The organism is Flavobacterium branchiophilum NBRC 15030 = ATCC 35035 (assembly GCF_002217205.1).
In the GTDB taxonomy this organism is placed as follows: domain Bacteria; phylum Bacteroidota; class Bacteroidia; order Flavobacteriales; family Flavobacteriaceae; genus Flavobacterium; species Flavobacterium branchiophilum.
Genome location: NZ_MUGT01000053.1, coordinates 549 through 24,410, shown reverse-complemented (window position 1 = coordinate 24,410; position 23,862 = coordinate 549). Strand labels below are relative to the sequence as shown.

General features: G+C 35.3%; 34 protein-coding genes. 11 read left to right on the top strand and 23 right to left on the bottom strand.

What is annotated here, in order from left to right:
* The first annotated feature begins 111 nt into the window (after nucleotides 1-111).
* The 7 genes from B0A58_RS07385 to B0A58_RS07355 all read left to right on the top strand — a co-directional run bounded on the left by B0A58_RS07385 (nucleotide 112) and on the right by B0A58_RS07355 (nucleotide 6,265).
* The gene (locus tag B0A58_RS07385) at nucleotides 112-540 is read left to right on the top strand and encodes a hypothetical protein (RefSeq protein WP_089080521.1); all 429 of its coding nucleotides are present in this window, start codon (nucleotides 112-114) and stop codon (nucleotides 538-540) included.
* The gene (locus tag B0A58_RS07380) at nucleotides 540-2,126 is read left to right on the top strand and encodes a hypothetical protein (RefSeq protein ID WP_089080520.1); all 1,587 of its coding nucleotides are present in this window, start codon (nucleotides 540-542) and stop codon (nucleotides 2,124-2,126) included. The genes B0A58_RS07385 and B0A58_RS07380 overlap by 1 nt, the downstream gene beginning before the upstream one ends.
* Before the next feature lie 17 nt (nucleotides 2,127-2,143).
* Nucleotides 2,144-2,599 carry a phage protein Gp36 family protein gene (locus B0A58_RS07375; RefSeq protein ID WP_089080519.1) on the top strand — a complete coding sequence of 152 codons (456 nt, stop codon included), beginning with the start codon at nucleotides 2,144-2,146 and terminating at the stop codon, nucleotides 2,597-2,599.
* Between the two features lie 9 nt (nucleotides 2,600-2,608).
* Nucleotides 2,609-3,865: a phage portal protein family protein gene (locus tag B0A58_RS07370; protein WP_089080518.1), complete on the top strand. Its 1,257-nt coding sequence runs from the start codon at nucleotides 2,609-2,611 to the stop codon at nucleotides 3,863-3,865.
* A gap of 98 nt (nucleotides 3,866-3,963) precedes the next feature.
* Complete coding sequence (locus B0A58_RS07365; protein ID WP_089080517.1) at nucleotides 3,964-5,247, top strand: phage minor head protein; 1,284 nt, start codon at nucleotides 3,964-3,966, stop codon at nucleotides 5,245-5,247.
* A 98-nt stretch (nucleotides 5,248-5,345) separates the two neighbouring features.
* On the top strand, nucleotides 5,346-5,822 hold the full coding sequence (locus B0A58_RS07360) for a phage virion morphogenesis protein (protein ID WP_089080516.1): 477 nt from the start codon (nucleotides 5,346-5,348) through the stop codon (nucleotides 5,820-5,822).
* Nucleotides 5,819-6,265, top strand: coding sequence for a hypothetical protein (locus tag B0A58_RS07355; protein ID WP_089080515.1), 447 nt, complete (start codon nucleotides 5,819-5,821; stop codon nucleotides 6,263-6,265). The genes B0A58_RS07360 and B0A58_RS07355 overlap by 4 nt, the downstream gene beginning before the upstream one ends.
* Nucleotides 6,266-6,324: 59 nt before the next feature.
* On the opposite strand, the gene B0A58_RS07350 is transcribed toward B0A58_RS07355, so the two are convergent.
* From B0A58_RS07350 to B0A58_RS07290, 15 genes are all read right to left on the bottom strand, one after another.
* A complete protein-coding gene (locus B0A58_RS07350; RefSeq protein ID WP_089080514.1) occupies nucleotides 6,325-6,555 on the bottom strand; it encodes a hypothetical protein in 231 nt (76 codons plus the stop codon).
* Nucleotides 6,556-6,707: 152 nt separating this feature from the next.
* Nucleotides 6,708-7,148, bottom strand: coding sequence for a hypothetical protein (locus B0A58_RS07345; protein WP_133063089.1), 441 nt, complete (start codon nucleotides 7,146-7,148; stop codon nucleotides 6,708-6,710).
* A complete protein-coding gene (locus B0A58_RS07340; RefSeq protein ID WP_089080512.1) occupies nucleotides 7,145-7,723 on the bottom strand; it encodes a hypothetical protein in 579 nt (192 codons plus the stop codon). Before B0A58_RS07340 ends, B0A58_RS07345 begins: the two co-directional genes overlap by 4 nt.
* The gene (locus tag B0A58_RS07335) at nucleotides 7,683-8,114 is read right to left on the bottom strand and encodes a hypothetical protein (RefSeq protein ID WP_089080511.1); all 432 of its coding nucleotides are present in this window, start codon (nucleotides 8,112-8,114) and stop codon (nucleotides 7,683-7,685) included. Before B0A58_RS07335 ends, B0A58_RS07340 begins: the two co-directional genes overlap by 41 nt.
* On the bottom strand, nucleotides 8,114-8,431 hold the full coding sequence (locus tag B0A58_RS07330; RefSeq protein WP_089080510.1) for a DUF4406 domain-containing protein: 318 nt from the start codon (nucleotides 8,429-8,431) through the stop codon (nucleotides 8,114-8,116). The genes B0A58_RS07335 and B0A58_RS07330 overlap by 1 nt, the downstream gene beginning before the upstream one ends.
* Nucleotides 8,428-8,694, bottom strand: a complete 267-nt coding sequence (locus tag B0A58_RS07325; RefSeq protein WP_089080509.1) for a hypothetical protein — start codon at nucleotides 8,692-8,694, stop codon at nucleotides 8,428-8,430. The genes B0A58_RS07330 and B0A58_RS07325 overlap by 4 nt, the downstream gene beginning before the upstream one ends.
* Before the next feature lie 139 nt (nucleotides 8,695-8,833).
* Nucleotides 8,834-9,034, bottom strand: coding sequence for a hypothetical protein (locus tag B0A58_RS07320; protein ID WP_089080508.1), 201 nt, complete (start codon nucleotides 9,032-9,034; stop codon nucleotides 8,834-8,836).
* The gene (locus B0A58_RS07315; RefSeq protein ID WP_089080507.1) at nucleotides 9,034-9,489 is read right to left on the bottom strand and encodes a hypothetical protein; all 456 of its coding nucleotides are present in this window, start codon (nucleotides 9,487-9,489) and stop codon (nucleotides 9,034-9,036) included. The genes B0A58_RS07320 and B0A58_RS07315 overlap by 1 nt, the downstream gene beginning before the upstream one ends.
* A 105-nt stretch (nucleotides 9,490-9,594) precedes the next feature.
* Complete coding sequence (locus B0A58_RS16970; RefSeq protein ID WP_165766307.1) at nucleotides 9,595-9,750, bottom strand: DUF3164 family protein; 156 nt, start codon at nucleotides 9,748-9,750, stop codon at nucleotides 9,595-9,597.
* Nucleotides 9,707-10,231: a DUF3164 family protein gene (locus B0A58_RS07310; RefSeq protein ID WP_089080506.1), complete on the bottom strand. Its 525-nt coding sequence runs from the start codon at nucleotides 10,229-10,231 to the stop codon at nucleotides 9,707-9,709. The genes B0A58_RS16970 and B0A58_RS07310 overlap by 44 nt, the downstream gene beginning before the upstream one ends.
* Nucleotides 10,232-10,268: 37 nt before the next feature.
* On the bottom strand, nucleotides 10,269-10,457 hold the full coding sequence (locus B0A58_RS16275; protein WP_133063087.1) for a hypothetical protein: 189 nt from the start codon (nucleotides 10,455-10,457) through the stop codon (nucleotides 10,269-10,271).
* Nucleotides 10,450-10,698 carry a hypothetical protein gene (locus B0A58_RS07305; protein WP_089080505.1) on the bottom strand — a complete coding sequence of 83 codons (249 nt, stop codon included), beginning with the start codon at nucleotides 10,696-10,698 and terminating at the stop codon, nucleotides 10,450-10,452. Before B0A58_RS07305 ends, B0A58_RS16275 begins: the two co-directional genes overlap by 8 nt.
* Before the next feature lies 1 nt (nucleotide 10,699).
* Complete coding sequence (locus tag B0A58_RS07300; RefSeq protein WP_089080504.1) at nucleotides 10,700-11,338, bottom strand: RAD55 family ATPase; 639 nt, start codon at nucleotides 11,336-11,338, stop codon at nucleotides 10,700-10,702.
* Nucleotides 11,339-11,343: 5 nt separating this feature from the next.
* A complete protein-coding gene (locus tag B0A58_RS07295) occupies nucleotides 11,344-12,183 on the bottom strand; it encodes an AAA family ATPase (RefSeq protein WP_089080503.1) in 840 nt (279 codons plus the stop codon).
* A 13-nt stretch (nucleotides 12,184-12,196) separates the two neighbouring features.
* Nucleotides 12,197-14,170, bottom strand: coding sequence for a hypothetical protein (locus B0A58_RS07290; protein WP_089080502.1), 1,974 nt, complete (start codon nucleotides 14,168-14,170; stop codon nucleotides 12,197-12,199).
* A gap of 145 nt (nucleotides 14,171-14,315) precedes the next feature.
* Between B0A58_RS07290 and B0A58_RS07285 the strand changes: the two genes are divergently transcribed.
* Nucleotides 14,316-14,654 carry a hypothetical protein gene (locus B0A58_RS07285; RefSeq protein ID WP_089080501.1) on the top strand — a complete coding sequence of 113 codons (339 nt, stop codon included), beginning with the start codon at nucleotides 14,316-14,318 and terminating at the stop codon, nucleotides 14,652-14,654.
* Between the two features lie 126 nt (nucleotides 14,655-14,780).
* Nucleotides 14,781-14,957: a DUF2158 domain-containing protein gene (locus tag B0A58_RS07280; RefSeq protein WP_089080500.1), complete on the top strand. Its 177-nt coding sequence runs from the start codon at nucleotides 14,781-14,783 to the stop codon at nucleotides 14,955-14,957.
* On the opposite strand, the gene B0A58_RS07275 is transcribed toward B0A58_RS07280, so the two are convergent.
* From B0A58_RS07275 to B0A58_RS07265, 3 genes are all read right to left on the bottom strand, one after another.
* Nucleotides 14,954-15,280, bottom strand: coding sequence for a hypothetical protein (locus B0A58_RS07275; RefSeq protein WP_089080499.1), 327 nt, complete (start codon nucleotides 15,278-15,280; stop codon nucleotides 14,954-14,956). The two genes, B0A58_RS07280 and B0A58_RS07275, sit on opposite strands and share 4 nt — an antisense overlap.
* Nucleotides 15,281-15,565: 285 nt before the next feature.
* On the bottom strand, nucleotides 15,566-16,138 hold the full coding sequence (locus B0A58_RS07270; protein WP_089080498.1) for an antA/AntB antirepressor family protein: 573 nt from the start codon (nucleotides 16,136-16,138) through the stop codon (nucleotides 15,566-15,568).
* Nucleotides 16,139-16,140: 2 nt separating this feature from the next.
* Nucleotides 16,141-16,341, bottom strand: coding sequence for a hypothetical protein (locus B0A58_RS07265; RefSeq protein ID WP_089080497.1), 201 nt, complete (start codon nucleotides 16,339-16,341; stop codon nucleotides 16,141-16,143).
* 97 nt (nucleotides 16,342-16,438) lie between these two features.
* On the opposite strand from B0A58_RS07265, the gene B0A58_RS07260 reads away from it, so the two are divergent.
* Complete coding sequence (locus B0A58_RS07260; protein WP_089080496.1) at nucleotides 16,439-17,092, top strand: LexA family transcriptional regulator; 654 nt, start codon at nucleotides 16,439-16,441, stop codon at nucleotides 17,090-17,092.
* A 680-nt stretch (nucleotides 17,093-17,772) separates the two neighbouring features.
* Here B0A58_RS07260 and B0A58_RS07255 read toward each other — a convergent pair.
* The 5 genes from B0A58_RS07255 to B0A58_RS07235 form a co-directional block, all read right to left on the bottom strand.
* On the bottom strand, nucleotides 17,773-18,864 hold the full coding sequence (locus B0A58_RS07255; protein WP_089080495.1) for a DUF695 domain-containing protein: 1,092 nt from the start codon (nucleotides 18,862-18,864) through the stop codon (nucleotides 17,773-17,775).
* Between the two features lie 124 nt (nucleotides 18,865-18,988).
* A complete protein-coding gene (locus B0A58_RS07250) occupies nucleotides 18,989-19,846 on the bottom strand; it encodes a TerC family protein (RefSeq protein ID WP_089080494.1) in 858 nt (285 codons plus the stop codon).
* Nucleotides 19,847-19,887: 41 nt separating this feature from the next.
* Nucleotides 19,888-20,262 (bottom strand): hypothetical protein, encoded by a 375-nt coding sequence (locus tag B0A58_RS07245; protein WP_014083423.1) that lies wholly within the window; start codon nucleotides 20,260-20,262, stop codon nucleotides 19,888-19,890.
* Entirely contained in the window at nucleotides 20,255-21,388 is a 1,134-nt protein-coding gene (locus tag B0A58_RS07240) for a cysteine desulfurase family protein (RefSeq protein ID WP_089080543.1), read from the bottom strand. The genes B0A58_RS07245 and B0A58_RS07240 overlap by 8 nt, the downstream gene beginning before the upstream one ends.
* A 1-nt stretch (nucleotide 21,389) precedes the next feature.
* On the bottom strand, nucleotides 21,390-22,280 hold the full coding sequence (locus B0A58_RS07235) for an EamA family transporter (RefSeq protein WP_089080542.1): 891 nt from the start codon (nucleotides 22,278-22,280) through the stop codon (nucleotides 21,390-21,392).
* Nucleotides 22,281-22,675: 395 nt separating this feature from the next.
* Between B0A58_RS07235 and B0A58_RS07230 the strand changes: the two genes are divergently transcribed.
* On the top strand, nucleotides 22,676-23,626 hold the full coding sequence (locus B0A58_RS07230) for a hypothetical protein (RefSeq protein ID WP_089080493.1): 951 nt from the start codon (nucleotides 22,676-22,678) through the stop codon (nucleotides 23,624-23,626).
* Nucleotides 23,627-23,862 lie beyond the last annotated feature (236 nt).

The following is a 23,862-nucleotide window of genomic DNA, read 5'->3' as shown; positions in this document are numbered from 1 at the left end:
TTCAATCCTTAAACACTTTCTATCAATGTTTTAATTGATGTTGCCAAACGCTTGTTGGTATTTTTTGAAACTCATATAATAGATTGACTTTTGCTATATAAAATCATAGAAATGGCAAGATCAAAAGATGCAACTCGGCAAAAAGCGGAGGCTTATTATATAGAAAACTTTGAGGCAACAAATGCCGAAGTTTCGGAATTGTACGGCGTTCGCCCAGCAACAATTGGAGAGTGGGCAAAAAAACATGATTGGGATGAGAAGCGATATAATTTTCACGCATCGCCAACCAAAATAAAACAGTTACTACAACAGGAACTCTTAAACGTAACTAGTGGAGGTACTCCAAAACTTCCAGCCGATGGCATTTCTAAATTAATGTCGGCATTGGATAAATGCGATAAAAATTCCGATCCTATTGTGGTGCATAAAATTCTTAAAGATTTGGATTTATTCATCTCTCAAATTGATGCAGATTTTGCCACCAAATGCACCTCGTTTCACAAACAATTTTTACAACACAGGATAAGTCTTGAAAACTAATGAGCACCAATAATAAATATTTAAAACTTTTACAGGATTACGACAAACATTGTTTGCGTATTGCACAGGCCACATCTATTGATATTCACGAAACGGCAAAACAAAAAGCCGATAGAATAAAAGAACTTGAAAAAAGTTATGTGAAATGGTTTGAGTATTACTTTCCCAATTACGCCAAAAAGAAATGCGGTTGGTTTCATACCAAAATGGCCAATACCATCATCAAAAATAAACGGCTTCGTTTTTTGGGTGAGATGTTTCGCTCTGCTGGGAAGTCGGTGCATATTGATATGGGAATTCCTTTGTATTTGTATTTAGCAATGCACGATTTAAAATTTATGCTTTTGATTGGCGAAACGGAGCCAAAGGCAAAACGGTTATTGTCCGGGATACAAGGGCAATTGCAATTTAATAATCGTTTAAAAAATGATTATGGCGAAAAGTTTCAACAGGGCAACTGGGCAGATGGCGACTTTACAACCTCCGACGGCATCAAGTTTATGTGTTTGGGTTTTGGACAAAATCCACGTGGGGCAAGAGAACAATCCGAACGTCCGGACTATATTGCCGTAGATGACGTGGACGACAAACGCCACGTAAATAATGATAGAATGATGCGTGAGGCTATCGACTTTATAACAGAGGATATTTGGGGTTGTTTCGATTCCGATGACGATGCCACCGAACGATTTGTTTATGCAAACAATAATTTCAACAAAAATAGTATCACTAACCGTCTTAAAATTTACTTTAAAGAAGTCATAAAAAAACAGAAAGAAAGTAAAGAGCAAAACGATATTAAGTTTGAGGTTCTAACGGTTTGTGCCGTCAAAGACACTAAAGATTTTCAACCCGAATGGATAGAAAAAACAAGCGCAGATTATTGGCGTAAAAAATTCAATGCTATGCCCTACCGTTCTTTTATGCGTGAATATATGCACGTGCATATTGAAGACGGAGCGATTTTCAAATATGAAAATATCCAAAGCAAGAAAATGAATGTTCATAAAGGACTCAAACAGTATGATGCCTTGTGCTTTTATGGGGATTTAAGTTACAAGGCAAATGCGGATTATAAGGCTCTTGTTTTGGTAGGCAAAACAGGAAAAGAGTTTCATATTTTACTAGCTTATTTGCAACAAAAAAGCCGTGCTCATGCCGCTAAGTGGTTGTATGATGTTTATGAAACCTTTGATTTACGAAACTATAATATTCGTTATCTGATTGAAGGACTTTTTGCCATGGACGAGTTTGTTTCTGATTTTGATGCCGAAGGCGAAAAACGAGGATACTATATCCCGGTAACGGCAGACAAAAGGAGTAAAGCCGATAAATACGACCGTATAGAAAGTTTATGTGGACACTTTGAAAGAATGAATGTTTATTTTAATTCCGATGAGCTACCCGATTTTATACAAGACGATATCCAAATACTAATCGACCAGTTCCTTGCATTTGAAAAAGGAAGTCAAGCCCACGACGACGGGCCCGATGCCACACACGGTGGGTTTTCTGTTGTGAATGTGGCAACCCACATTTCAAAAAATCAATATTCCTTTGGGAGTAGAACAAGCCACAGGTTTTAACCCTTAAATAAATAATTATGTTTATTACCGTTCAAGAACTTAATTCAGTCATTTATGACTATCAATTAACTCAAATTACAGAGCAAAACAATGATATTGCATTAACTGCGATTGCCACAGCTGAGCAAGAAGTAAGAAGTTATTTGACTTCAAACAATTTAAAACAATGGCAGGACGGACGACCTCGTTATGATGTGGATTTGATTTTTTCGGCACAGGGCGAAAACAGAAATGCACTCATAATGCAACACGTTAAAACAGTTGCCGTATGGTATGCTTGTCAATTGTCTAATCCCGATATAATCTACGAGCATATCAAAGAACGCTACGACCGGGCAATTGATTATCTCAATAGAATATCAAAAGGAACGGTTACTCTTAATCTCCCTGTTTTGGTAGATAGTAACACCGACCCAGCAACTCAAAAAGAACTTTTCCGTTTTGGTAGCCGTACAAAATTTAATCACGAATAAAAGACTATTATGAAAAAGGAAATTATAAATTTTTTTAATAAAATTACACTTGCAAAAACACAAACCAATAATGTGCAAAAACGTTTTTTGCCTTATGATAGCAAAGCAGTAAGCAGAACAAGACAAGACATTCAAAGTTGGAACACGGCACTGAGAATGGCACAAAGTGAAGACCCAAAAAATTACAAATTGCAAATGCTTTTTGACGAGATAAGCAATGATGCCCTTTTGACTTCACAGATTCAGAACCGCAAACAACAATTATTCACATCGAGTTTTTCGCTTAAAAAACCAAACGGTGAGGCTGATGAGGAGCAAACAACTAAACTAAAAAACAGCCCTGTATTTCGACAATTAACCATGGCCATTTTAGATAGTTTGTATTATGGTTATTCGTTGGTTGAACTTACTCTTACTCCCTCTCCTTCGGGGAGGGCTGGGGTGGGTAATGAATTAGTACCTGTTATTACTACTTTACCAAGAACCAATGTTGTGCCTCAAAAAGGATTGTTTTATAAAGATTACACGCAAGACAAAACAACGGCTTACCGTGAAATGCCCGAATTCGGAACTTGGATTTTAGAGTTTTACAACAATGATGGAGCAATGGGTTTAAACCCATTGTTAAACAAAGCCGTGAGCCACGTTTTATTCAAACGTTTTGCACAATCCTGTTGGAGTGAACTTTGCGAAATATACGGCATTCCGCCACGTGTTTTGAAAACCAATACACAGGACGGAACCATGCTACGCCGTGGCGAACAAATGATGCGAGACATGGGGAGTGCCGCTTGGTTTATTATTGATAGCACAGAAAATTTTGAGTGGGCAAAAGGTGTGTCAACTAATGGCGATGTTTACAATAATTTAATAGGGCTTTGTAATAATGAAATTTCGATGTTAATTTCGGGTGCGGTTATAGGCCAAGATACTAAAAACGGAAGCAAGGGCAAAGAACAAAGCTCACAGGACATGCTTTGGCAGTTAGTACAATCGGATATGGAACAGGTGGAGCAATATTGGAACGATACCATTATACCTGCGCTTATAAATATTGGATTTCTTACAGGAGAATTAAATTTTGAATTTGACCCGCAAGAAGATACACAACAATTATATGAGCGTGCCATTGGCTTTTTGGGTACTGGAAGTTACTCGATAGCACCCGATTATATTCTTAAAAAGTTTGGGGTTGAAGTTGTAGAAAAGAGCCCCCTAGCCCCCAAAGGGGGAACGCTGAACTTTGATGACGATTTTTTCGTTTAAGCCTCCCTGCTCTCCCTTCGGGGGTTGGGGGGCTGTACTTTGGTGCATTACACAATAGATTAAATTTTATTTATGATTGCAATTGTGTTGATTGTAAAATGGTAAAGACAGGTTTAAACCTGTCTCTACCAAAAGGATTTAAAAACCTTTTAAACATTGCCGAAAAGGCATTTAAAAAGTTGCACGAAAACGGAAAGTATAACCCGAAGGACTTAAAAAACACTTTGGAATATCAAAATTTAATCAATGAAACCAATGCCATTTTTGACAAAGTTATTGTGGACAATGTGGTTGATGGTACTTTGTTAGAAAATTTGCAAAATGATGTTTTTTTATTTTCGGGACTGAAAACCCACGCCCAACTTTTTGAAGCTTCACGATTATTGTTGAACGCTGAAAATAAAATAAAACCATTTTCAGAGTTTTATAAGGACGTTAAAAAAATTAATGAATCCTATAATAGGCAATATTTAGAAGCTGAATACCAGTTTGCTGTGGCATCGTCTCAAATTGCAAATAAATGGGCGGACTTTAGCGAAGATTATAATTTGCAATATCGTACTGCAGGTGATGAGCGTGTGCGTGATAGTCATGATGTTTTGAGAGATACAACCCTGCCAAAATCGGATCCGTTTTGGGATAGCTTTATGCCTCCAAATGGTTGGCGATGCCGCTGTACAGTAGTCGAAGTTTTGCCCGAAGATTACAAAGTAAGTGATAGCAAAAAAGCGATTGAAAAAGGAAATTTAGCCACTACTCAACTAGGTAAAGACGGCAAAAACAAACTTGAAATTTTCAGATTTAATCCAGGAAAGGATAAAGTACTATTTCCGCCCAGTCATCCTTATAATAAAGTAGCGGGTGCAAATAAAGTAAAGGAAGTTTTAGCGGATTCAAACAAAAAGGATAAATATAAAAATGTTGAATTTAAAAAACAAACTGGAATAAAAAACAATGGCGTTTTTGAAAAATTCACAACGGGGAAACAAAACCCTCAAGAAGCAGTTAAAAATGAAAAGGTTTTAAAACTATTAGCAAATAATGGCGGACATTATAGAATGTTACCTGTTATTGAAGATGGTAATAAAAACCCTGATGCGTTGAATTTAAAAACAAAACAGTTAGTTGATGTTAAAGTATCTGAAACCACTAATGGAAAAAATATTGTGCAGAGTGCCTTAAAAGAGGCAAATAAGCAAGGGGTAAAAGAAGTTGTAATTCATTTAACTAAAAAGCCTGATAGTTATAGAAAAATGTATGGAGCGGTTTTAAATACATTTAATCAAAATAGGGCAAAAAATATTAATACAATAACTGTTATTTATCCCAACAATATTATAAAATCTTATAATACTGCAAGGTTCAAAAAAAAGAAGGTTTAAAATAACTTACGCTATTTTAAACCTCTGGGGGTAGAATGCCATCAATGACAAACTACCGTTGCAAATATACAAACAAATTTATATAAAATACAAATTTTATGAATTTTCAACAATTTACAGATAAAACATTAAAAGACATAGAAATAAAAGCCACGGAGTTGTTTGATAGAAATTTTGAAAAACAAGGCTTTTTTGGCACAAAATGGGCAGCCCGAAAAAATGGTTCTGATCCAGGGCGTGGCATATTGATAGGTAAAGGTAGTGGAAGATTACGCCGTGGCGTAAAAACACCAAAAAGAAACGGCAATTCAATTGTTTGGAATTTTGATGTACCCTATGCCAAAATACATAACGAGGGCGGCACAATTAAAGCAACGCAAAACGTGCGACCATTCAGTAGAACCGTAAAAGGTAAAGAGCAAAAAGTAAAAGCCTTTACCAGGAGCGTAAATATAAAAATGCCTCAACGGCAATTCATTGGCGACCATCCACAGTTGAGAGCCGCAATAGAAGTTATTGTAAACCGAAACGCAAAAAAATTAATTAACGATTTTAAAAAAAACCTTAAATCATGAAACAAGTTGTTCAAAATATCCAAAACAGGCTATCGGGAGTAACCGAACTAAAATATATTGACGAAGACTGGGGACAATTAAACATGTACCAACCGCCCGTTAAATGGCCGTGTTGTTTGATTGATATTAGTGATGTAAATTATTCTAATTTGGGAGTTGATAGAAACGCTGTGCCACAAAACAGGCAATTGGGTAAGGCAACTGTAAAACTAACATTGGCAAACTTAAAGCTAACCAATACCAGCCTGCAAGCGCCACAAACCCAAAAAAACCAAGCGTGGTTTATTTGGGATTTGGCACAAAAAATACATGAAAAAATACATGGGTTTGCTCCCGATGTAAATTGTAGTAGAATGATACGCAACGATTTAAAAAGAAGCGTTCGGGACGATGGTGTACAAGAATATTTTATAACCTATTATTTCGAAGCAACAAATGTTTAAAGCCCCCACCCGAGCGAAAGCGAACTGGCAAAGCAAACCCCCAAAGGGGGAATAATTAACTAATCGAATAAAGAGGTTTGATTGTCAATTTCTTTTAGTTGTTTGTTGATAGGTGTGTCTATAATATTGCGTAAAGTACCAATGCTAATAAAGTGAACTGGGTACACATATTTACGCCAAACAACTGCAAACGGAATATCTTCCGTTTTATGCTGTAAGTACGTTTCTAATATAGCACGGTAGCGTAGGAGTTTGTTACGCTGTTGCCCTTGAGTTCTACGATTTGCCATAGTGCAAAATTATTGCTTTAAATAATTCCGTGCAAGTCGATTTTTACCACAAAAAAAAACCGCTCACTTGGAGCGGTTACCTTTTACAAATTGTGCATTTTCCTTTTTTGAATAAACACATTTTTAAACATTTTTTGCAATATTTGAACATACTATTCTTTTATTTCAATCATTTCCAATTTACCGTTTAACTGTTGTCTTTGTTTTGAAGAGTTATATTTTTCGTCATAATTGGCTACATAACATTCATCATCTACATATATCGTTTTAGTGTTAATTGCTCCTCCACTATGATAAATCTCTATTTTTTGAGTATTAACCACTGGTAGAACTGGGGCAAATCGAAACATATTTTTTTGACGGGCATTAATAAAAAAATCAATTTTGTTTCCAACTTTCCATCGGTCGTTTTTGTCTTCACGGATGGTGTGAATTTTAATGAGTTTATCCCTAAACGCATCGAATGAAAATTCTTTGTGAGAAAGCTTGGCATCAAACTCTCTCATTAAATCATTCATTATTAATCCTTTTTGAATTTTCTCAACAAAGTATGTAGGCTTGCCGTTTAATTGAGTGCTAAATGGGAGTATCATTTTCTGTTTATTAGCTTATTGATTGTGTATTGTTTTGAAAATTCCCTTTGTTCGTTTACGGCTTCACTACTTCGTTCTCGTCCAAAAAGAGAGTTGTGTTTGTTTTTTTCATCTTGGCTCATTTGTTCGGCAGTATTACAGCGCTCGTTAAAATAAATCTCAAACCATTTTATAACCTTTGGAATATTCAAACTCTCAAACATTTCACCATACTTTCCTTTGACGGCCTGTTGTAAAACGAAAACAATATCGGTCATTGTAAGGCTGTAATAGTCTGTTGTTAAGATATTGGCAATTTCATTTATTGCCTCTTCAGAAAGTGGTTTTTTTAAATCTAACAAATCATTTAGGCGAACTAAATATACTTTTATCAGGGCCTCGGTTCTAACTGTACCTACATTCTTCTTTATTTTTGCCAGCGAACTTGTGCGTTGTTCTAGTGCCTGTTTGACAGTTTTAATTGCTTTTACTTTGGGTATGAAGTTTTCAGGTAAATAGTTTGTTAGTGCTTGAGTTTGCTCTTGTGTTAAGCTATTATCTGAAAATGTCTGTAATGATTTGTTGTTTGTATCCATCACTAATCTTTTTATTTGTCTTTATTGTTGCGATAATTTCATTGAACTTACTATTGATAACACATAGGCTAAAAGCATTTTCTTTATACCAAGTGGGTAGATGTTTTATTAGGTACGTAAATGTTGCTGTTACATCTCCAGTTGTGCTTACTTTCTCTATTTTTTCAAGTATGCCCTTTAAGGCAATGCCGTGTTTTGGACTAAAGGCATAATCTAATTTTGTGACTATTTTATACTCACTTAAAAAGAAGTTTAAACATTGTTTAAATGGTGTTTCATCTCCTTTGGTTTGGTTTGGTTCGTTCCACTGAACACCTAAACTCTCGGCTAAGGCAGATCTCAATTCGGGTTTGGTGGCATTCTTTTTATGTAATACTTCAATTGGCTTCATCAGATAGTATATTTTGCTAATTCTTCTACTCCATAAAAAATCGTAATCCCTAATCTTTTGGATAACTCCAATTCTATTTTTGCTCCATCAGAGGTTGTATAGTCATTCAAAACTACAATAGCATCGCAGTCCATTAGTGCCTTTATACATAATTTCATTGCTGTATGCCAGTCACACGCCCAATCATTAACCACGGATATTGGGTTGATAGCTTTAAATCCCAAATCTTCTATTTCTTCCTGTGCATTTGCGAATTTTTTTAAAACGCTTTCGATTGATAACCCCGATACTTTGCCTGCTATGTATATTTTTTTCATTCTTCAATATAATTTTCATCAATTAATAAATCGCAGGTTAATAACCATTTCATAACAGCAATTTCGGCGGTACTACTTTTAGTAGATAAGTGAGCCGAAATAAAACATCTTCCTAAAATATCATAGGATATTTCATAGTTGGAACGGTGTATTTCTTTTTTTAGATTACGTTTTTCAACCTCACTTTTTACAAAATCTTCATCGGCATTTACTCCTTTGATTTTGTCTAAAATGGATCTGATTTCAGGTTTAAGTGTTTTCATTTCAAATATTTTTGATAAATTAAAGTTCCTATCATAACTCCTATATAAGTCATTATAAAAATTACGGATTGTCTAGCTTTAGTCATTTTTTTATCCCCTATACTGAAATAAAAAATAATGCACGTTATCAATAATTCTTTCATCTGCAGTCGGTTTTAGGTTCGGTTACTATTTCGCCACAATTATCGCACTGTAAGGCTGTTTTTTCGCAGGTTGCTACAACTTCAAGTACTATTATGCTGGTATCTTTGTGGTTACAACCTTTGCACTCATCAGAACGACAATAGTCGTTTTCTAATTGCAAGCAATAACTATCTTCGGTATGTTGGCACGGTTTCATTAGTTACTACACGGTTTTTGCATTCCAAACTGCTTATAATAAGCCTTTGTTCCTGCTTTTTGTGCCGATGTGGCATTGCTTTGTGCTAAGGCTCTAAATTGTAGTATAACCCGGTCTAGCTCCTCTATGCTACAAAGGGGTAATAATTTTTTTGCTACGCTTTTGTGCAACATAAAATCATTAAAAGTGTCCCAGTCATTAGGTTCTTTTATACCTTCTGCTGTTGCTATCTTCAAAATAGTTGAACGTCTTAATCGTTTTGCATCTTCAATATGTTTTTTTTGAAGATTTATTTCGGCGGCCAATGATTCGCATAAATCCTTTAGTTCTTCTTCTTGCAATTCTTTGGCTGATTGTGTCCTGCCCGAAGTCCAAGCGTTAATCCTAGTTTTGCGTTGATGTACATCAATACCTAACTTTGAAAATAAAGTCTGTAATTTTTTTATTGTTGCCATTTGTCTGTTTGTTTTAGTGTTATTATTACACCTCAAAGGTTTTCAAAACCTTTGAGGTGTGTTAGTTGCTCTACTCCCTCTCCTTTGGGGAGGGCTAGGGAGGGGTTATATGTTACTAAACTGCAAATTAATCGTTACCCATTCGCCTTTATCGTTTTTGGTTTCAAAGCCGATGTAGTCTTTGGAGTGCGAGTAGCTGTAACTTTCTTTGAGTAGCTCAATCCCTCGTTTCCAATTGTCGTCTTGGAAGCGTTTTTCCATGGCGTATAATTTTTTGGACCAGGTTAATATCCAGTTCGCCTTTTTTACGTTCGAGAAGCGACATGACCAAGTCTTTGGTATCGACATCTTTTTCAAATTTGGTATTCACAAAATCAATGATGTGTTTTTCGGCTTGAAGGCTTCGCTCATCAAAATGCGGTTTGCCCTGGCGTTTGTAGCTCACTCTGAAATTTTCGTGTTCTACTTGAAAGTTACCTTTACCGTCTTTGTGTCGGTTGGAGTATTCTTTGAGCATTTCAAAAAGGGTTTGCATATCCGAAAACGCTTTTTGTTTAAAGGCTCTCAACTGTTCGGAAATTTCGGCTGCGGCTTGGCTCAACTCTGTTACTACTTCTTTTTTTAGGTTTTCGTAGTCTAGTCGAGCCTTTTCTTGGGCTTCAATTTTAGCCAAACTTCTACGTTGCATTTCGGCTTCAAATTCGGCATCGCTCATTTGCGATAAATCTAATTTTTGATTCATACTTTTTGTTTATTATAGTTATTACTTCGGTTTATTCCTATTGTTTATCATTTGGTATTTCAAACTGTACATTATATTGGAATCGATGGATTAATTCCAATATATGCTTGTTTTGAGTTTCGTAGCCAGTAGGCACGTATATCGTTCTTTTACGACTTTCTAAATGAACGATTATACGAACTTTGGCATGCAATCTATACCGCCGTTGATGTTCTTTTTTAGTCATGTTTTTTATATAAAATAGGGTTTTCTGGATGCCAATTTTTTTTATGAATTTGTTCGAGAGTGGCCGCTATTTTATCCATGAGCTGCGTTGTAAGTTCAACGTCTAAACCTGCCATTAGTTTTGCTCGCTTATATTTTATAAGCGTTCTTTCGGCAGTGCTCAATATGGGCACGCACTCACTATCATACTTAATCACTTGATCCAATTCTAAAAGGGCTTTTGGTGGGTGGAAATGTTTCATTTTAAATCAATTTTATTTGTCTGTCGTTGTAACCTTGTTCCCATATTATTCGTGACTCGTAAGCCTCAAATCTGTTCTTTTCGATGGTTGCCATATAGTTTTCTACTCTTATTATTATATCGGCATCATATTTGATTGCTTCTGCCACTTTTCCACGTGGTTTTTTGCCATCCGCACCACTTATCCAGATGAAAGTGGTATCTTCAAATTGTTCTATAAATTCAAAATAATGCTTTTCCAATTTGCCTCTAAAAAGGTATTGAACCGAGTCAATTACTACTATTTTAGGTTGTCTTTTTCTGCTTAATCGGGCCGTTAGTTCTGGTAGCTTTTCTTTTTGATAATTAAAACCATTTGCCACCTTCATATTGTTTCTTTCTAATGCCAGTTTAAAGGATAATTTCAACCCTTCCTCTAGTGTGTCATAGTACACTTTGTGTCCATTAGCACACAACTGCTTTACAACTTGAAGGGCGTAGCTTGTTTTTCCTTGGCCAGAATCGCCAAATATTAACCAATGGCTGTTGCCTAATTGTGGTTCTCCCAGATGTGGTTTCCAGTCGTTATCAATTTTTATAGTTTTGAAAGTCGCTTTTTGAGTATCGGCATAGCTTAATGCCTTTTTTATTTTCAGTTCCATTACTACTATTTTTTTTGCATTAAGAAATACTGATCGATGCTACGGCGAACACGTCTTAAATCACCCTCACAAGTGTTGAAAGCCTCGTTTATGAATTGCTCATCGTATATACCGTTAGCTTCGCAAACTGCTTGTACATCTTTTTCTTTTATTGGATAAAGAGGGATGTATTTTTTACCGATGCGGGATTTTAATTCGTCATACCCAATTTTTTCATTTTGACATCCACGTTCAATTCGTTTTTTTAGGGCAGGAACTCCACTCAAAACAAAACCGCAATGTTTATCCAAGTCATTATAAAAATCCATAAACAAGTCCATTGATGGCTCTTTCAATTTGTCGAACTGGTCTATTATGATTATTGGTTTAACCAGTCCTTTAACGTGTTTTATGAATTTTTCAATCATATCTTCAACCGTTCCAAAGGCATCCAATCCACAGGCTGTAAGCAGTTGTTTTACATAGCTTTTTTTAGTCCAGTAGTTTTTACATTCTATGTAAATTACATTCTCATACGTACGCTCATACAATTTGTAAGTGTGGCTTTTGCCAGTTCCTGCATTATGAACAATACAAACACTCATTCCACGATCCTGCACTTTGTTTAACAGTTTTGAAAGTTCACGAAAGTTGGTTGTATCAGCCGTTTGCCACTCCAATTCAATACGAAGGTTAATTTTTACACGTTGCCACATTTCGGCTTTAATCAAGTCCCAGTTATGGTTAAGCATTTGGCTTATGGTAGCCGTGGAAACATCCGCTTTTTTTGCTACTTTAGATTGTGATTCTTTCGCAGAAAGCAGTCTTATTTCGTTTACTATTGCTTGTTTTTGAGTTGTTGTCATTGTGTTTATTGTTTTAAATATAGTTAAATATGTTTTCCTCTGATTCTACTTTGCTACGTTGCTGTTTTGGTAGATTTCCTTTGAATTTTATCATTAAATCTTGGTCGTCTATTTCGGTTTGTGGTGTAATGCCCGCCCGTTGCATTAATTTTTGATAATCTTCAAAGTCTCTGTTGTATTCTGCATCACGCACCGCATAATCTTTGGCCCATTGTTCTTTGTCGCCGTCTTTCATTAATACTGGGATATTTTGATGCTCTCGTTTTGGTTCTGCGTGTGCTACGAGTACAATGTTGCCGTTTTGGTCTTTTTGACAAAGTTGAATGTAGCCGTCCAAGAAGTCGGGATCATAGCGTACTATAAATTTGTTGCCCACATTTTTACGTCTAAATTCAATATCAATATCTCCGTTGTGGTCGAGTACTTCAAACTGGTATTTTTTGTCCGCAAGCCACATATCCAGCCCGTGTGCTTTGTATTGAATTGGTTTTTTAGCCTCCTGCACCCACATTTTGTCCATTATGTCAAAAAGCGATAAGGTTTCTTTTTGTGGCATTTCGTGAAGATAAACTTCATTTCGACTGGCGTTAAATTTGGGGTGTTTGGCACTATTCCAAAGATTAACCACCGTTTCCCACGCTTGGTATAAATCGTCTGTTGTTTTTAGAAGGTGTTTGTTTTCTAAAATAAAATCCTCATTCATTCGGTTGTCATTTCGGCGTACTTTGATACTTTGCCCATCTGAAAACCAAAAACGATTGATAACCTGTTGTTGCAGACGATTGAATAATTGTTCTGCAGGGTTGTTATGGCTTTTTACCTTATTGGCAAAGTGCGTTCCGCCTTCAACTGCCACCAAGCTATCGTATAACTCCTGCATTCTATCCATTTGATGCCCAGATTGGTGATCATAAGTCAAATAATAAGGGCGGCATTGCGATTCATTAACCGCCATTTTTATAGCCTTAAAGTGGTCGATGTGGCTTTCTGAAAAACTCAAACTCCAACCGATTACTTTTTCAGAATACACGTCAAACATTACATCAATTTTAAGTTTTGCTCCCATTTTATTGTCGCTGTCATCCCAATAGTGAATCCAGTCCAGTTTTGTGCCATCAATCGCCCAGAAACTATTAGGGAACCAGTCCGATTTGTTACGGGTTAGCGTGTGTTTATACTTGCGGTCGTAGGCTTGTTTGCCATGACGTGCCAGTGTCCAAATGCGCATTCTTTCGGGCTCATTTAAAAAAGTATGAATTGCTTGCTCGGTTAATTCTGGCCATTTTTTCATTTCTGCTACCTCATTATAACGCCCCATAACCATTGGAACGCTTAACTTGATAGGAAGACAATACTGGGCAAGGATAAAATCGGCAATTTCGCCTTTGATAACACGAGCGTTTTCAAGTCCTTCGCCTGCGTGAATGAAAGTTTTATAACTGTAAATCAAATATTTATCATATTTACGTTGCAAGCTTCGAGCATTGCCAGGTAATGAATAAGTCCACTTGTTGGGATTGATTGCATTAACAGCCTCGCTGATATTTTGCCAAATCAAAGTTTTCTTTTTGCCAAACATTTTAGTCATAACCCCTTTGTCTTTAAACACCATTTGAATGGCGTTTAAAATCATGGCATTGGTGGCTTTCTCTCTTTGGTCTTCTTCTGAAAGGGGTTTGCCATTTGGTTTTCTATGACGGGCAAAAAATTGAATCGCCTTCGGATCTGGTACAATGTAATTTTCTAACTGATTACGGACTATAATATCCTTTGGGGCACCTAATTTTTGAACACACACAGTTTTTATATCAATTGGCAAATCATAAAAACTTACAAAGGCTTCGTTACCCGCACCACGTCCTTCTTTGGTTTTAATTAGTTTCTTTCTTGAACAAAAAGATTTATATGTGTTATAAGCCATCAAACTCCAATCTTGATAAAGAAGCTTTGCTGGTATTGATAGGATGTTATTGTGGTATTCGTACATATTTTTAATTTTTTTTGCTCAACCCCCAAATGAGAAGGTAAAAGCAAGATTTATTATTTTGTTCCCGCCCAGTACTCGAAACTGGGTGTGTGCCACTCGGGAAGATTTACTATCTTTAGGCTCTCAACTGTAAAAAAATAGTAATATGGAATTAACTGCATTTAGTAATTGGCTTAAAGCCTCTTATGATTTTGATAGCAATGAAAATGAATTTTTTAGCATTGCTTTGGTTCAAACTTTTAACTATCTGAATGATGTTCAGATTGACAAAATTCCTTTTTTTGAGTACCATCAACAACCAAAGTTGTCTCATAAGATTCTATGGCGGTATTTAGAGCAGCTATTAATGCTGCTAAAACAGATTCCTCAATCTGATGACTTGCCTCGTGTAATAGACGGCTTAAATCTTCATGAGTTTTTTCGGTTGAAGGGCGAACTTCAATTGAAAATTTTTGAATTAAAGAACCTATTTGAAGGTGTATAACTGGCTTTTGCATTTTTTAAAATATTAAAGGTTTAAATTTTGTTCCCGCCCAGTACTCGAAACTGGGTGTATGCCTTTCGGGAAGATTTACTATCTTTACGCTCTCAACTGTAAAAAAATAGTAATATGGAAAATGAATCTTTTAAAATTGGTGATGTGGTTGTTTTGAAATCGGGTAGTCCAAAAATGACGGTTGTTTACTCTGACCCAAAAATGACACAGTGCATTTTTTTTAATGAGTTTACTAATGAGTTAATCTACCCAAAAGGTTTTAACACGCCAGCACTTAAACTTGCCAATTAATCCTCTGCAATTAGCCAAGCAAAATTTTCTTTTGCTTGGTTTAAAACATCTCCGTCATTCTTTTGGGTTGCCAGCCTCAAACATTCTAATTTTTGTTGTATCCTTTTTTCGCTATCGCTACCTTCTTCTTTTCGGTAGCCACTTGAACTGTTTGCTGTATTTTTATTATAATATCTTAGATTATGAAATAGTTTTTCACTATTTGAAGCTTTTGAATTATTTATTTCCGATACTTCGGCTTCTTTCATTAAATGCTTTACCTTTTGTATCGCTTCAATAATTTCGGTTAGCTTTTCTTCTGTAATTTTGATTGTTTTTTGCATTTTTTAAAATATTAAAGGTTTAAATTTTGTTCCCGCCCAGTACTCGAAACTGGGTGTATGCCTTTCGGGAAGATTTTTGATTTTTTTTTAAATAGGATAGTAAAACTGTACTATGAGCCTAAACACAAAATAGCTTATGGCAACTATTATAAGACCGTAACAAAATTTATCAAATGGAGTAGGATCTTGATTAGTCATTTAGTTTCTTTTTTAATAGTTCGTTCATTTCTTCAACAGTCTCGGCAGTACAGGTGGCATCGTCAAAGTAGTAATCTAGTGCTTGTGTCATAAGTCAAGTGTTAATTGGTTAATCATTTCATTGATAGGTAGAGCGGTTTGTTTATTGGCAAGTGCTTTGTTATAAAGAGCCTGTACCAACTTGGGGCTAAAATTGTTGTATCGCATTACGTTTTTCAACGTGTTGTAGTTCACGTCAAGCTCGTGAGCTACTTTTTTTACATCGCCTTTTTTTAGGTTTTCACGAATCAGCTCAATCAATTTTCGCTTCTGATCAAACTTGGATAGTTTTATCGTTTCAACTTTTGGAGCTGTGGCTTGCTTTTCGATGGCGATGAAGTAACGGCGGGCTTGTTTGCCTTTGGTGTTTTTTTCGACCATTGCCAATTCTTTTGCCATGTCAAGAGTAAGGGCGTATTCTATTGCTGGTCTGCCACTTTTTTCTTTTTCGCCAGAATTGGCGAAAACCTCAAAGTCCTCATTTTCAATAAATCCATATTCTTGGATCCTGTTTTTAATCCAGTTGGAAAAATCTCTACCTACTTCTAAAAAAGAGTGTAGTTCACGAGCTGAAACGGCTTTTTGTCCGTTGTTTTCTGAAATTGTAATAAGTTGATTCATAATTATAATTTTTGAAGTGTTTTATTGATTTCGGATTTCATTTTTTTATAGTCTTCTAAAATTTTAGTCGCACTATCGCTGGTTCGATCTCCACGGATTGACGCATAAATAAAGCGAGCCGTAAAACCGTGTTTTTGTTTAAGTCTTTCTAAAACTTCTTTGTTTATAGGTTCATAGACTTTTCTTTTCATATCTTTGCTCATTGTTTTATTTGTTCTAATATTAAACACGTTGCAAATATACACGAAATGTTTATATGAAAACAATTTTATACACAAATTGTTAATAAAAAATTGAATTATGAGTAAAACCAATATTTTACAGGCTATTCAGGACTATTATTTTTTTAAAAAAGATTCACAATTTGCTAATTTTTTAGGTGTTACACCTCAAGTTTTATCAAATTGGAAGTCTAGAGGTACTTTCGATATCAATATTATTTACACAAAATGTGTAGATTTCTCACTTGAATGGTTAGTTACCGGTCAGGGCGAAATGCTAAAAACAGTCACTACAACAGCCATTAAAAGCTATCCAAAACCCAATAAAAAAGAAAAGCAACTGCCGCTTATACCTATTGAGGCTATTGCAGGCTTTGGTGCTGGGGAGTTTACCATTATGGATCATGATGTACTAGAGTATTATAAAATTCCAGAGTTTTCCAATGCTGATTTTTTAATTCCTGTAAAAGGATCGTCTATGCAACCTAAATATTATGGAGGCGATATATTGGCGTGCAAACACATTCAATCTTTTAGTTTTTTTCAATGGGGTGTGCCGCATGTAATTACCATAAAAAACAGGGGTACGGTTGTGAAACGTTTAAAACAAACACAGAAAGCACACGAAATTAGCCTTGTTTCCGACAATGATAAGTACGAACCGTTTACTATAACTATCGATGACATAGTTAATATTGCTATAGTTGTTGGTGTGATAAGAGTAGAAAACTAAACTAAAACATTGTAATTCAATTATTTACATATAATTACCATATAAAATAAATGTTATTTCACTATCCTTATAAAGTCGTTTTTTGTGTTTATAGTTTTCTTTTTGTGTATATTAGATTATTTTTCAGTTTATTTTTTGTTGTTTTTTGCAACCCTAACTGCAACCCTAACTGCAACCCTAATCTATTTTTTTGAAAACTAAAGTAAAAAAGTAGTGTTTTGATATTTGGTATTTGGTTACAAAAAAAGCCCTAAAAAAGGGCTTGTGTAGTTGGTAGTTGTTTTGTATGTTTGTAGTCTGAAAGGCTTGTTTTTATAGTGTTTTAAGCCTTTTTATGGTTGTTTCAGCTTGGCAATTACGGTATGATCTCAAAACTTCAATAAGTAGCTTTAAAAAGTTACGGTATAATTACGGTAAATGTCGGTATTGTACATTTTGTTTTTATTGTATTTTCGCCCTTTTTTAGTGTAACTACTTCATTTTTAGGCTTTTTCAAACCTTTTTATATTATTACTTTCTTTACAGTTTAATTGTTAGGCCATAAGTTTTCAACTATTTTTGTTTGATTCTTGGTTTTGCTCTTTTTTTTTCGAGTTACATTTTACAAAAAGAATAAAAAAAACATTAAAAACACCTATCTTTTTTTATTATTAAAGCAAATTGCTGCATTTTTTCAACGACTAGTTTGCAAATTGTTGCATGACAGTCCAATATTTGTCTTTGAAAATATCAAAAGTAATGTCTAATTGATGTTGGTATTTTTGAGCCATGTTGGGCACTATTTTTGCGGGTTTTCTAAAATCTTTACAGGCAAAAAATATTTCTCTTTTGCCCTCGTATGTTTGTCTGCCAAGGTTCAAGTAGCCATCAAAATCTTTGAGTTGGGCTAATAAGTCGTCTTCAAATTGATTTAAAATTATATATTTTTCGTCATATATTTCATTACTTATAGGTTTTTTATCAAATATAATTTCGATCCAAAGTATCCACGAGTGGGACGCTTTTGCATTCCATTTGAGTAAATCGGTGTTGATTACGGCAATCAAAGGATTGCCAGACTGGAGTTTGGCTTCTAAAATGGCATATTGATCATTTTCGGTGCCATGTCTTACGGCATCATATTTTTCTATAAATTCTTTTTCTCGCCAAATGAGGTAATCATTTAATTTGTGAATTGGAATGATGTCGTCTGTAATGTTTTTGGGGTTTTCAAATCGAACTTCGTCTATCATTGTAGCTGATTTTAATTCGCCCAAATAGTGTTCTAAAAAAACAAAAAGGCCGTTGCTGATGGTTTGTTTGTTGTTTTCAGAATAATCGTCGTGCAAGAGTGTAATGGCAATTTCGTCTGGAAAGTTATGGTTTATAGTACTGATAAAACTGACTTTGCTTGGACTAAATTCAAATCCACCCATTTGAATATTAATGTCTTTGAGATTGTTTTGGGGTTTTAAGGCAGTAAAACGCCATTTTTTTAAAGGGGGTGCCGTTGCCACTAATTCTTCTACAAAAATTATGTTTTTGATGTTGCCCTCTGCAGAAATGATTAATTCTGCGGTATTTTTGTCAAACATGCCACAGGCAAAAAAATAGCCCGCATGCAATTGATCCAATTTGTCGCTTAAAATATCAAAAAATAATTTTTGGATATTGTTGCGGTCTTTTACAATGGTAAAGAATTTTTTTTCGTTTTCAGAAAACCAATTCCAAAATTCTTGATAGTTTTGGATGGGTATTTCTGGAGTGTTGAAAAATCTTTTTAAAAATTTCATTAATAGGTAAATATGGTAAATTTGGGGAAAAATTTAATCTTATTTAATTTTGTGCAAATGTAGAAAAAGAAACCCTTTCAAAAAAATTTCTGAAAGGGTTTTTTGTTTTTTTTTATAAAAAAAATTAATTTAACGGATTGGCATCGTTCAGTTCATCGTCTTTTATGGTATTGTTGTGTAGTTTTACTGGATTTTTAGATTTTTTCATCTTTAAATTTAAAAATTCTACAAACAGCGAAAAGAAGATTGAAAAATACAAATATCCTTTTGGAATACTTCCTACTTCTACGCCAGTACCAAACTTGAAATGAGCCAAATGTGAGCCTTCTGCAACCAGCATCACCCCAATTAGTATTAAAAAAGATAAGCCTAATATTTGTATGGTTGGATGTTGATTTACAAATTTACTTACAGGCCCAGCAAATATCATCATGATGGTTATAGAAATAATGATAGACAAAATCATGATTCCTAAAGCTCCTTCGTAGCCAAAACCGCCTTCTTCTATGGGTTTCATACTGATTAATCCAACTGCCGTTAGAATACTATCGAATGAAAACACCAAATTTAGCAACGCTATTTGTATAATAGCTCCCGTTAAGGTGTTGCCTGCTTTTGCATTGGCTCCTTCTTCTTCGCCTTCCATTTTGTGGTGTATTTCTGATACTGACTTGTATAATAAAAACAATCCTCCTGCAAATATAATAATACTTTGACCCGTTATATGTGCAGAAAAGAAAGGCCAATCGATACTAAAAATCGTTTCTTGCAAGCTTAACACCCATGTGATTCCAAATAACAATACAATTCTAAAAGCCATGGCCAATAATAAACCTATTCGACGGGCCTTGGGTTGATCATTTTCTGGTAATTTACCCGATACTATCGATAAAAAAACGATGTTATCGATACCTAAAATAATTTCTAAAAAAGTTAAAGTTAATAATGCAATCCAAGCATTTGCGGAGGTTAATAGTTCCATTTTGATTTTTTAATTGTTAATATTTCTATCTTTTACGTAAGTTATTTTAGTTTTGTTACAAATCCTCTCTCTTTTTTGTTGGCGCCTACTATGCCATATTCAAAAGTATAAGTATTTTTGTCTGTGGACAATATTTTTATATCAATGGCTTTTTCTTCGGATAAATTTTTTGGATGTTTTTTTTGTAGGATATATTCACAATCGCTAACCCATCTTACGGTGGCGGTATCGGTTTTTCCGTTATAAGTTTCTATTTCAATGCTATCATTTCTAACAAAATCGGTAACTGCTTTTTTGCCGTTGATGGTGGTTTCAAATCGGAATGTTCCTGTTTTAAAATCTTTACAATTCTGTTCTTTTTGGTAGCACGACAACAGCATACATGGGGCTATGTAAACAACTATTTTTTTATACATGGCATATATTTTTTAATTCATTGACAAAGGTACTCATTTCAGACGGCTTGTTTTCATAGCCCAACGAAATTCTCAAATGGGGCAGTTGCAATTCTAATTCGGTTAGCATTTCTTTCAAAACGTGCGATGGCTTGGAACTACCTGATTGACAAGCACTTCCTCTTGAAACTGCTATTTTTTTCATATCTAATTGAAACATCAACATATCGTATTTTTTTTCAAAAAGTGGCAAACTGATGTTTAAAATAGAATTAATGGTATTTTCGCCATTAATTTTAAGGTTGGGAAAATGGTTTTTGAGCTCAAAAATGACTTGATTTTTTAATAAACCAATATAGGCCTGCTCTTGTTCCAAATGTTGCATTGCCCATGTTAATGCTTTTGCCATGCCCACAATTTGAGGTACCGATTCTGTGCCGGCCCTCCAACCCTTTTCTTGTTCGCCTCCAAAAAAAAGCGGCTGCAAAACAAGGCCTTTTCTAACAAAAACAAAACCTATTCCTTTTGGCCCATGAAATTTGTGGGCTGTGCCAACAATAAAATCGGCCTGAATATCTTGCAAGTTCAGTGCCATTTTGCCAACAGATTGCACGGTGTCTGAATGGAAAAAGGCTTGATGTTCTTTGCAAATTTGTGCCACATGCTGTATGTTGGTTATCACCCCCGTTTCGTTATTCACGTGCATCAACGACACTAATGTTTTTTGATTTTCAGACAACAATGTTACCAAATGGGTCATATCCACAGCTCCGTTTGGAAGGATATTTACATAATCTACCACAACACCATACTTTTCTTGAACGGCCAATACACTGTGCAACACCGCATGATGTTCTATTCTGGAGGTTATGATGCGGGTTACTTTCAAATCACAAATGGCCGATTGGATGATCCAATTGTTGCCCTCTGTGCCACCCGAAGTAAAAATAATTTCCTGCCCCGATACGTGCAAGGCTTGGGCTATGGATTTTCGGGCTAATTCAATGGCACTTTTAGCTTGCCGTCCAAAAGCGTGTGTTGAGGATGGATTCCCATAATGTTCTGTCATGGCTTGGGTCATAGCCACAATCACCTCGGGTCTGATGGCGGTTGTAGCGGCATGGTCCAAATAAATCGCTTGGTTCATTTTATAGATTTTTTTTAATAAAAATAAATTTATAATTAAATACAACTATCGAAACAACGATAAGCAAATAGGCTATCACATGAAGCGTACTAACCGTTTCTTTAAAATATAAAAAAGCAATGCTAAAGTTGATGATCGGATTGATATACATCATGATTCCTACCGTAGAGGAACTCAAGGCCTTTAAAGCATATTGATTTAAAAAAAGTGGTATTATGGTAAAAAATACCGTAATAAAAAATAAACAAGTATAAAACGTCTCTTGCCTTGGCAAATCTGAAACAACCATCGGATAAAACGGCAACAATATTACAGACAAAGTAATAATTTGGATAGAAAGTAAGATAAATTTATCTAAAAAACTATTTTTTCGCTGACTAATGAGGTAAAATGAATACGTGGCAGCTACCACAATACTGTATAAAATATCGTCAAAATGGTGCATAGACAAAATATAACACCCTATCGTACTGATGCTTATAGCAACCCATTGCCACTTATTTAATGTTTCTTTGATAAGTACAAATGCCAACAACGACGTTAAAATAGGGCAAATTAAATAAGCCAACGAAGCCGTTTTAACTCCAATATGATTCACAACATAAATAAAAACAAACCAATTGGCAGCCAATAAAAAACTACCCGAAAACGTATAAAATAAGGTTTGCCGCTGCTGTTTGCTATCTAATGATCGAAAAAGCTTCCATTGTTGTTGTAACACAGCCTTTCTAAAAATTAGATTAACCAACAACATCAAAACAGCACTTATAAAAACCCTAAAAAACAAAATATCTAACGAAGGATAATCCCGTAATGGCTTGAGAGCCAAGCTAAAAAAACCCCAGATCAGAAAGGCTGAAAAGGCAGCTACATAATATTTTGTGAGTTTCATAGTCAAATTTTTCGGCTCAAAGGTAAGTAAATCAATGCTACAAATCAACAGCCATTTTTTTTGAAGCCAACAAATAGTTAAATTTACAAGATAATTATTTTCAAACAAATTAAAAATCTTATTTTTGCTCCCGTTTTAAGTACATAAACCTTCCATTAAAGCTAATTAAAGCTATTTAGGTATTTTTTCTTATCAAAATATAAGTGTCAAAAGCAAGTATTTTGATTCCAAAAAAAAACAAAACCCTACTTACAATTGGATAATAAGGCCTAAAACAAAATTAAATTTGAAAATATCAACAAAAAATCGCCCTAAACAATTTGCCTGAGGCAAACAAACTATAATAAACAAAAAGCTACAAAAAACATACTATATAACAAATAAATTTCAGCTATATGAAAAAATTTTTAGGAATAATGGCAGTCCTTTTTGGATTCCTAAGTTGCAACGACGGCGATGTAACCGTAAAAAGCATCAGTTTTGCCGAAATAGAAAACGCTGCCTCTTGTGGCGATTTGGTATATAAAATCAACGGAACAGACGCCATGATCATCAAAATAACAAATGCCACCACCACTGCCTTTATCAACACCGTTGGCGTGAGAGAAATAGCCATAACAGGCACCACAAAAGTCATCTACCGCACCTATTCTGCCACACCCAGTACAGATAATTTTTGTGGAGTACCACCAGCCGCCACCCCAAGTTTAGCCGAAGAGTGGACAGCCATAGGAGGCACCATACAAATTACAACCACCGCCAAAAAATCAACTCCAAATGCTACAACTGGAGCCACATCCATCATAGGATACAATCACAACATCATACTCAAAAACATAACCTTCCAAAAACCCGTAGGAACACAAAGTTATGACACATTTGTCTTTGGCAATTTTACAACCAGCACCACCCTAACCTATCCATTTAGCTCCTCTGCTTTAAGCAAATGTTCCACAACCAAACTATATTCACAAATAGACAAAGAAGCCCTGTTGCTAGACAACCTAGACCCAACCCTCTTCGCCAATGCCGTAACCACAACACCACGAGTGGCCAATTTGAGCAACACCACAAACAAATTGCGGTATTTGGTTTACAATGGCACTTTGCCAACCGCCTATTTTTGCAATACCACAACCCCAACAACCCCCACACTTACAGAAAGTTGGGAAGTCGATAACACTACAACACAAGCCACCATCGAAGTAACCACAACAAGCGTAGGCTCTGGAACCAACGTAGTTTATACACACAAAATTTATTTGAAAAAAGTAAACCTCAAAAAAGACAACATATCATTTTATTTGGGCGATAGCTACTATTTGGGCGACATAACCACCCCATAAACAATATTTTATACCCCAAAAACCCCCAACAAATAGCAAGACAATACACCAATTGTTAGCCAAAAAATCAGGAGCAGCCACTTCAGGCATTTTCACGCAGGGCCAGTTCCCGCCATTCGCTCTATCTTTTTGTTTTTAAAGAAAAAACAAAAAGGATGCCGCTACTGTCGGGGCTATATGGCAGCCACAGTCTGTGTAACCCATGTTTTTTGAAGAGGGAAAGAGGAAAGAAGAAA

Coding starts and splice junctions, on each gene's coding strand:
- B0A58_RS07385 (WP_089080521.1), top strand. CDS start 112: ATGGCAAGATCAAAAGATGCAACTCGGCAAAAAGCGGAGGCTTATTAT.
- B0A58_RS07380 (WP_089080520.1), top strand. CDS start 540: ATGAGCACCAATAATAAATATTTAAAACTTTTACAGGATTACGACAAA.
- B0A58_RS07375 (WP_089080519.1), top strand. CDS start 2,144: ATGTTTATTACCGTTCAAGAACTTAATTCAGTCATTTATGACTATCAA.
- B0A58_RS07370 (WP_089080518.1), top strand. CDS start 2,609: ATGAAAAAGGAAATTATAAATTTTTTTAATAAAATTACACTTGCAAAA.
- B0A58_RS07365 (WP_089080517.1), top strand. CDS start 3,964: ATGGTAAAGACAGGTTTAAACCTGTCTCTACCAAAAGGATTTAAAAAC.
- B0A58_RS07360 (WP_089080516.1), top strand. CDS start 5,346: ATGAATTTTCAACAATTTACAGATAAAACATTAAAAGACATAGAAATA.
- B0A58_RS07355 (WP_089080515.1), top strand. CDS start 5,819: ATGAAACAAGTTGTTCAAAATATCCAAAACAGGCTATCGGGAGTAACC.
- B0A58_RS07350 (WP_089080514.1), bottom strand. CDS start 6,555: ATGGCAAATCGTAGAACTCAAGGGCAACAGCGTAACAAACTCCTACGC.
- B0A58_RS07345 (WP_133063089.1), bottom strand. CDS start 7,148: ATGATACTCCCATTTAGCACTCAATTAAACGGCAAGCCTACATACTTT.
- B0A58_RS07340 (WP_089080512.1), bottom strand. CDS start 7,723: ATGGATACAAACAACAAATCATTACAGACATTTTCAGATAATAGCTTA.
- B0A58_RS07335 (WP_089080511.1), bottom strand. CDS start 8,114: ATGAAGCCAATTGAAGTATTACATAAAAAGAATGCCACCAAACCCGAA.
- B0A58_RS07330 (WP_089080510.1), bottom strand. CDS start 8,431: ATGAAAAAAATATACATAGCAGGCAAAGTATCGGGGTTATCAATCGAA.
- B0A58_RS07325 (WP_089080509.1), bottom strand. CDS start 8,694: ATGAAAACACTTAAACCTGAAATCAGATCCATTTTAGACAAAATCAAA.
- B0A58_RS07320 (WP_089080508.1), bottom strand. CDS start 9,034: ATGAAACCGTGCCAACATACCGAAGATAGTTATTGCTTGCAATTAGAA.
- B0A58_RS07315 (WP_089080507.1), bottom strand. CDS start 9,489: ATGGCAACAATAAAAAAATTACAGACTTTATTTTCAAAGTTAGGTATT.
- B0A58_RS16970 (WP_165766307.1), bottom strand. CDS start 9,750: ATGGAAAAACGCTTCCAAGACGACAATTGGAAACGAGGGATTGAGCTA.
- B0A58_RS07310 (WP_089080506.1), bottom strand. CDS start 10,231: ATGAATCAAAAATTAGATTTATCGCAAATGAGCGATGCCGAATTTGAA.
- B0A58_RS16275 (WP_133063087.1), bottom strand. CDS start 10,457: ATGACTAAAAAAGAACATCAACGGCGGTATAGATTGCATGCCAAAGTT.
- B0A58_RS07305 (WP_089080505.1), bottom strand. CDS start 10,698: ATGAAACATTTCCACCCACCAAAAGCCCTTTTAGAATTGGATCAAGTG.
- B0A58_RS07300 (WP_089080504.1), bottom strand. CDS start 11,338: ATGGAACTGAAAATAAAAAAGGCATTAAGCTATGCCGATACTCAAAAA.
- B0A58_RS07295 (WP_089080503.1), bottom strand. CDS start 12,183: ATGACAACAACTCAAAAACAAGCAATAGTAAACGAAATAAGACTGCTT.
- B0A58_RS07290 (WP_089080502.1), bottom strand. CDS start 14,170: ATGTACGAATACCACAATAACATCCTATCAATACCAGCAAAGCTTCTT.
- B0A58_RS07285 (WP_089080501.1), top strand. CDS start 14,316: ATGGAATTAACTGCATTTAGTAATTGGCTTAAAGCCTCTTATGATTTT.
- B0A58_RS07280 (WP_089080500.1), top strand. CDS start 14,781: ATGGAAAATGAATCTTTTAAAATTGGTGATGTGGTTGTTTTGAAATCG.
- B0A58_RS07275 (WP_089080499.1), bottom strand. CDS start 15,280: ATGCAAAAAACAATCAAAATTACAGAAGAAAAGCTAACCGAAATTATT.
- B0A58_RS07270 (WP_089080498.1), bottom strand. CDS start 16,138: ATGAATCAACTTATTACAATTTCAGAAAACAACGGACAAAAAGCCGTT.
- B0A58_RS07265 (WP_089080497.1), bottom strand. CDS start 16,341: ATGAGCAAAGATATGAAAAGAAAAGTCTATGAACCTATAAACAAAGAA.
- B0A58_RS07260 (WP_089080496.1), top strand. CDS start 16,439: ATGAGTAAAACCAATATTTTACAGGCTATTCAGGACTATTATTTTTTT.
- B0A58_RS07255 (WP_089080495.1), bottom strand. CDS start 18,864: ATGAAATTTTTAAAAAGATTTTTCAACACTCCAGAAATACCCATCCAA.
- B0A58_RS07250 (WP_089080494.1), bottom strand. CDS start 19,846: ATGGAACTATTAACCTCCGCAAATGCTTGGATTGCATTATTAACTTTA.
- B0A58_RS07245 (WP_014083423.1), bottom strand. CDS start 20,262: ATGTATAAAAAAATAGTTGTTTACATAGCCCCATGTATGCTGTTGTCG.
- B0A58_RS07240 (WP_089080543.1), bottom strand. CDS start 21,388: ATGAACCAAGCGATTTATTTGGACCATGCCGCTACAACCGCCATCAGA.
- B0A58_RS07235 (WP_089080542.1), bottom strand. CDS start 22,280: ATGAAACTCACAAAATATTATGTAGCTGCCTTTTCAGCCTTTCTGATC.
- B0A58_RS07230 (WP_089080493.1), top strand. CDS start 22,676: ATGAAAAAATTTTTAGGAATAATGGCAGTCCTTTTTGGATTCCTAAGT.